6 protein-coding genes are annotated in these 6,510 nt (G+C 52.7%); 1 reads left to right on the top strand and 5 read right to left on the bottom strand.

All coding sequences use genetic code 11. The features are described 5' to 3' along the window. Nucleotides 1-177: 177 nt before the first annotated feature. Entirely contained in the window at nucleotides 178-1,269 is a 1,092-nt protein-coding gene (locus V2P20_RS00215; protein WP_331814763.1) for a CARDB domain-containing protein, read from the bottom strand. A gap of 18 nt (nucleotides 1,270-1,287) precedes the next feature. Then, nucleotides 1,288-2,298, bottom strand: a complete 1,011-nt coding sequence (locus V2P20_RS00210) for a hypothetical protein (protein ID WP_331814761.1) — start codon at nucleotides 2,296-2,298, stop codon at nucleotides 1,288-1,290. Between the two features lie 391 nt (nucleotides 2,299-2,689). Here V2P20_RS00210 and V2P20_RS00205 point away from each other — a divergent pair, with 391 nt between their 5' ends. Then, complete coding sequence (locus V2P20_RS00205) at nucleotides 2,690-3,070, top strand: transposase (RefSeq protein ID WP_331814759.1); 381 nt, start codon at nucleotides 2,690-2,692, stop codon at nucleotides 3,068-3,070. 339 nt (nucleotides 3,071-3,409) lie between these two features. Here V2P20_RS00205 and V2P20_RS00200 read toward each other — a convergent pair whose 3' ends face one another. From V2P20_RS00200 to V2P20_RS00190, 3 genes are all read right to left on the bottom strand, one after another. Next, nucleotides 3,410-3,970 carry a histidine phosphatase family protein gene (locus V2P20_RS00200; RefSeq protein ID WP_331814757.1) on the bottom strand — a complete coding sequence of 187 codons (561 nt, stop codon included), beginning with the start codon at nucleotides 3,968-3,970 and terminating at the stop codon, nucleotides 3,410-3,412. Between the two features lie 90 nt (nucleotides 3,971-4,060). Further along, complete coding sequence (locus V2P20_RS00195) at nucleotides 4,061-4,597, bottom strand: GNAT family protein (protein WP_331814755.1); 537 nt, start codon at nucleotides 4,595-4,597, stop codon at nucleotides 4,061-4,063. Between the two features lie 404 nt (nucleotides 4,598-5,001). Next, the gene (locus V2P20_RS00190) at nucleotides 5,002-5,964 is read right to left on the bottom strand and encodes a hypothetical protein (RefSeq protein ID WP_331814752.1); all 963 of its coding nucleotides are present in this window, start codon (nucleotides 5,962-5,964) and stop codon (nucleotides 5,002-5,004) included. Nucleotides 5,965-6,510: the final 546 nt, after the last annotated feature.

Raw genomic sequence — 6,510 nt, 5'->3', positions numbered from 1 at the left:
GCTGTTACGACTTTTCGACAAGTTAGGCCTGAGCAGAGATTGCGAAAAAATAGCCCAACTATTTGACGAATTCAGTGACTACGGGACGATTGCCGCATAAAAGTGTCCGAACTATTGGTTTATCCAACAACGCCCCGAAACAGAACCTTCTGCTCCGGGGACGCTTTCAGGCACTGATCATTGGATTCGGATCGGAATATAGGCCTGGTTATTCGATTCGTTCACTTCGCCAATCGCATTGTCTTCATCGATGATGATGCCAAGCCAATAATCCTTGCCGACCGTCAAATCGCTCGGAATGAAGACAGGGATGGTGGTCGTGTGCACATCGTCCGGGCTCAAAGAGCCGAAGGTGCCGCCGGCGATGCGCCGATCACCCGTGCTGATGAAGTCGTTGGTCGAGACGTAGATGCCGAAGCCGATGTCGCTCTTGGTCGATTTGCCGTTGTTTTCGAGCGTAAATTCCGGTCTGACCAAGGTGCCGCGAGTGACGCGGAAGCCGGGTTCGCCGTTGATCGTGATGCCGGTCAAGGTCGCGGTATTCGCGTTGTCGCGGACACGTACGCGGCCATGGCTGGAATATTCACCATCCGCGCCGGTACGGCGCCAGTGCGTGACTGACACGTCGTTGAAAGCGCTGTTTTGAGAGCCGTACAGCACGCGCGAACCATGGGAAGCATCTTCGCCGAAATAAATGTCCGCCTGCGTGCCGTTGGCATGGTGATGCCGCCAGGAGTCGCCCATCACGTTGTATTCCCAGTTCACGTGCATCAGTCCCAGCAGGTGTCCCGCTTCATGCGTAATCACCGAGTCGATCGGGCGCGCGGAACCTGTGTAGGTGAAGTTGGCGGATTTGGCGGTGGAACTGGTCCAGTTGCGCTCGGAATCGAGCACGATGTCCACTTCGTCCAGGCCGTAATGCCAGCCGAAGAACCAGTAGCAATGGTAGTTCATCTGGGCCACGCCGGGAGGCGAGATGTTCTTGGCATAGATTTCGTTCTGGCCGTTGCCGCGGGAGACGCCGCCGGTTTCAGTCGTGGCATTGATCACAAACGGCGAGGGGTTCTTATTGGTGGCGCTCAAGCCGCGCTGCGCAGCGGTCAAAGCGCTGCCGGAAAAACTGGTGGTATTGATGCGCGCGCTCGTCGAGTTTCCGCCCCAGCGCAATTTCTTTCCGCTGTCGCCGTTGCATTCCAGCCAGGAAGCACTAAATGCCGATTGTGCCGCTATCAACAGGAGCAGCATCACAAAAAATCTGATCTGTTTCATGAGTTATATCCCTTTCGATTAGTTAACGGTAAGTTTATTAAAGCTGGAATCAGCGCTATCGGGCTCATCCCGTTGGGATAATCCGTCCAGTCTCTCGCGTTCTCTGAGTTCTTCGTCGCTGGCCTTGGGCAGAACGGTTCTAACCTCCTGCATCGGTTCGGCAACGGGCGGCTTGACGAAAAATGCCTGGCCGGGGTCCGCTTCGACGACTTTCAGATCGGGCGTGCCCAATTCGGCGTTGAAATGCTCCAGCAGGGCGAAAAATTCGGTGGTGCTGAGCGGATCGCGGTATTTGTCGATGACGCCGGCTTCTTCCTCGCCGGAATCATCGTCTCTGTCGCTGATGCCTTCCGCCTGTAAATTGATGCGATAAAAAGCGGGCGCTTCCACCTCGTATTTTTTGCGCAGTTCGTCCAGCCGGCTTTCGTCGATCTGGTTCTCTTTCAACCAGGCGATGGTTTCGGCTTGGGTGATGACTTTATCGAAATCGGGTCGCGGCAGCTCCATCGTATTCAGCTCGAAATGAGGCTTGCCGCCGAAGCTTAGCATTTTTTCGGCTTCGACCAAGGGTACGCCGTAGCCGTTATAGATGTGGTCTTCGGAGACGCGAAAGCGCCCTCCGACGCAATCGACCAATTGGCAATCGCCCGGCTCGCCGCCTTCGATAAAGAGCACATCGGTTTCGCCGCGCGCAAAGGTGGGCGCAGTCGTTTCGGTGTACACGCCGCCTTTGCCGTCGGCGCCGCCCGGAATGCGCAGGGTGAATTTTTCGGGCAAGTAACCGCGGAACACCTTGTCGATGGCATAGGTAACGAAAGTATGCGGCACCCCATTGGGTTCTTCCCGGGTCGGTTCGGAATTGCGGTATTGAATATCGACGACTTTGCCGAATGCGACCGCGGCGCTGCGGCCCATCAAGTCGCGCAACCCGCCCGACTGGGCCTCGGCAGCGCTGTGTGCAAATGCGCCTTGACTGCTGAATAAAAGCGAAGAGACTGTGGCCAGTCCCAATAAAGTACGTTTTTTCATTTGATATCCCCATTTCAAGTGAACAGTTACAGATGCCGCGCAACACTTTCCCGATCGTTATCTGCCATGCATTAATGCGCTGCTGCGTATGGTCTACGGGCTTCACGCTTGCATCGGATAGAAACGGACCAGGCGGTTGACGCCGCAAAGTCTTTGTCAAGGCGCGCCAGAGTGCTCAGCGCCTTTGCACAACAGAATAAAACGATGAAAAAAAATCACCTCAGCAATAATTCATATTGCTGATGGTAATTTTTCATAGGCAGTCGAACTGGGATTGGGGTACGGAGCAAGAGGATCGGCATTCGGCTCAAGGGACGGCAAGGTTTCCAGGCTGCTGTAAGAGAGTAACTGATGTTACGCAGTCATCCTTAAAACCCGCCATGCCATACGGATGAAAAAAGCAGAATTAGAGTTATACATTGATTATTCGATCAGTACGTTTGGTGCGACAACAGCGACAGGGTTGTCGGCCATGGTGGATGGTGATGTGAGCCATGATCGTGTGACGCGTTTTTTAGCGAAGCGTGAATACAACTCGCGGGATCTATGGCGACACGTGAAATCAACCGTCCGTCAGATAGAACGGGAAGACGGCGTATTGATATTCGACGACACCATCCAGGAAAAGGCCTGGACTGACGAGAACGAAGTGGTGTGCTGGCATTATGATCATTGCAGTGGGCGGCCGGTACGGGGGGCAACTTGCTCAAGCTTCTCCATCATAAAAAACGATGCGCGCGTTTGTCGCCCGGAAACTGCAAGGCTTCCATGACACATTGGTGTGGTTTCCGACAAACGCTCGCACACTAGCGCCAGCTTTTCCCGAATGCCGTAAATTTTTACTTGGGCCATTAAACTTCCTTTTTGTTGTGTGACATTTTTAGGACTTACGCAAGCCTGTGGGGGCGACTTCGCCTAAAGCGCCTACTGTTGGCAGTCGCCCCACAGGTTTTAAAACCGCTTGTTTCAGCAGTTGAACAGGCAAACTGCGTAAGTGCTGATTTTAAATGAGCGGCCTTAGAATAAGGTCTTGCGAAACGGCGAGTCGGATGCTTTGAGCAGCCAGGCGCACCCTGCCCCTGGTTCAGGCTTTGCAGCGTCCAGCGCCATGTTATACCGCATGATATTGATATACCCCGCATTCCCAATAGCCGCCGTCTGGCTTTGAGGGGCCGACCCAGTTTCTGGACAGCAATTCCTTGGCTAGAAAATAGTTTATAAAGCCATGCCCCACCAGCAAAACGCTTTCATGGACATGGGCTATGTCAATCAAAGCCGATGCCGCAACCTGCGCCCTCTTTTTCGCCATCGAGAGCGACTCCCCATTTTGCGAGAAACCGAATACCGACATGTATCTCAACAGCGCACCCCAGGCATTGGCTGACATAGCAAATGAACCCGTCTTGAAATGAGGGACGGCAATTTCCCGAAACATCGGGTCGCTCAGTAAGATATCACTAAATCCGAGTGCCTTGGCCGACTCCAAAGAGCGGATGAAATCGCTGCAGACGGCCACCTTGCATACCGATGCCCGCTGCTTTGCTTGTTCCGGCGGCGGCTCCGCTATGCCTGATGAATCATACCGTCTGATCATCTCGCAAACATCCCGGGACTTTACTTTTCCTTTCAGCTCGAATGCGGGCTTGCCGTGCCTGATTAATGTAATTTCCATGGCTCATCTTGCAACGTAACGTTTGAATTCACTGGACTTGCGCGGTTTTATGCGCAAGTTTGGTGGAGTGATGGGTTAACCGCTGGTTGGCTACGGCACAAGTGAAAATACATGAGCAGATACCGGTTTATCGTGAATATGAAGACGATTGCGCGCGATGCCCTCCCGAAGAGCGCCGGATTTCACGGCGACACCTTCGCTGGCAAGGTTACCAACGGCTACTACGATTTCAACGCGGTGCAACCCGAGTTGGTGAAACGCGTGAGCGGAAAGGGCTTGTACGCAACGGGATGCGATCCCCTGACGTTGCTTTGATTGACGGACCCAGTAACCAAGGTTACAAAACTTGTGCTGTTGCCTGATTTCATTGAGACCTGCACCACCAAGAAAATCGCCAGAGTCTTGGCAAAAAATGCCGTATTCAAATGCGGTGCCTGCGTCTCGCGCAGTGCGGCAGGCGGCAAACCATTCGAGGGCGTGACGAGTACTGTAGTCGCTAGAACACCATGGCATCCAATGGCCTACTGTTCCAACGGATTCGAGCGCTGCGAGGGTAAATGCGTCAGCGTCTGAGTCAGAAAATGGCCTAAGAACCAGACCTGCGAAGGTAATTGCGGACGATTTCATGAGATTGGTTAACTATTAATTATAAATTTCCGTATATCTTCCCTGTTCTGGGCCATCGAGGCAACAAAGCTATAATGTTAGAATCGTAAAACATGTTTTACCCATATAATCGCGTTCCAGCAAGAGGATTCATTTAACATGGAAAACGGCGTTGACATTTCTCAATTTTATATCGAAAGAGCATTAAGCTTTCCAAAATCGTTCCTCTATCTCATTGATAATAAAAGCGTACGTATTTTTCTCGGATGAAAAAACCTCTCTAACTGGTGAAAAAAGTTGCAAACTGTTTTCCAACTCAGCCGAATACCTTGAAGAATCATCAGAGGAATGAGACGACGATCCATATACTGCGAAAATCGCCGCAATTCACGCACAACAGCCGCGCCTAATCACATGAAGCTCACTCACTGGTTTTCGGGAGCCGGACGCGGCACCAGCAGCAAGTCCGGGCTGTTTTCCCCACGATAAGCCAGGTAATGCTCTAATGCGGTCAGCTCAATCACCCGATCTTTAGCGATGGGAAAATGCCAGCGTGATTTCAGCGACGGCAGTTGGACTAGCTCGAGATTACGATCGCCGACAGCCAGTTCATCTCCTCCGGCACAAGCGATGCGCGGACGGCTGGGGTAATTCCGCCGGGCTAGAATCTTGCCTGTCGCCATTTCAAGCACGACAAGCTGTTCCTGGCACTTCCCCTCATTTACCAACAGCCAAGGGCCGCAAGCAACTGGAGCCAACGTCGACTCTCCATTCTCATAGATCCATCCTGCGGCCCCCGGGCGTTCGCAACGCGCATGGGCAAAATGCTGCAAGGACAAATCGGCGCGGTGACAGAAAATCGTCCCTCCCGGCCAGTACAACAGCTCCGGAGGAAATCGCGGTTCCTCCGGCTGATCGCCGCCCCATGCCGGGAAAGGTTCTTCGGCGCCGACGGCAGCTTGAGGCAACAGCGGCAACAATCCGGTTCGAGTTACTGCTCTCCTTCCATGAGGAGTAACCTTGATATTCCACACCCCAGCGACCGACCAGCGTTCGGTTTCCCTGCCCGCCGGGTCAAGTGCCACAATGAGGCTTGCCCCAAATGGCGTCACGGGCGCGCCGAGAGCCAAAAAACCGAAGCCCTCCGGTTCGATCTGCATGACTTTCTGCATGGGTAGATGCAAAACTGCCGACCATTCACCGTTGCCGTCACGAATTTGCGCCTGGCCATCGCCCCGCCACAGCAACAGGCGGTCACCGCCCAGCGGCGCCATGCCCGTCGGCACAAAAGGCGGAGTGTGATGAAGAATGGCATCAGGAAAGGCGGGCTGGGATACCAGCATGGCGATGGATAATACCGCGGCGGGTTTGGGCTTGGATTCAGTCATGAATATCTCCGATCATACGGCAATGAATCTATGTGCAAAACGATGCTATGTCCTGGCAATACCGTCAAACGCCGGCACAAGAGCAGAACAATACCAAAATGGCAAATGACGAGACCATCACTATTTACGTCAAGGCATAGTTTTCCAAGGCATATGTTTGAGCTTGATCATAATGCCATCATCCTGCCGTACTGCTCGTTCTGAAACACCCATTCAGCAACTCAGGTTGAATCAGCAACAGCCATCACAAAGCAAAACGGACTGCCTTATCCATATCTGCCTTGATTTATCGAGTTTTATCATGATTGGCATGAAAACCGCTTAGTTATCGATAGGTGCGTATCCGGTGCAACAGGAAACGCTTTCAACAATACAAACGGAGTAGAAAAATGGCTCGAATTAATAAGCTGCATATTGGCGAAGCGCTGGGAGGTATAGTCATTTCTGGTGTATGACCTAGAGAGGAAAGCGGTGTAACCTGTTGGTAAAAAGATCTCCCCAGATCAACCACCAACATGAGGAAAACACCGCCATGACAGATAGTAA

This window comes from Methylobacter sp. Wu1 (assembly GCF_036553575.1).
Classification (GTDB): Bacteria; Pseudomonadota; Gammaproteobacteria; order Methylococcales; family Methylomonadaceae; genus Methylobacter.
Note: the sequence above shows the minus strand (reverse complement) of the source record. Positions and strands in the feature narration are given on the sequence as shown.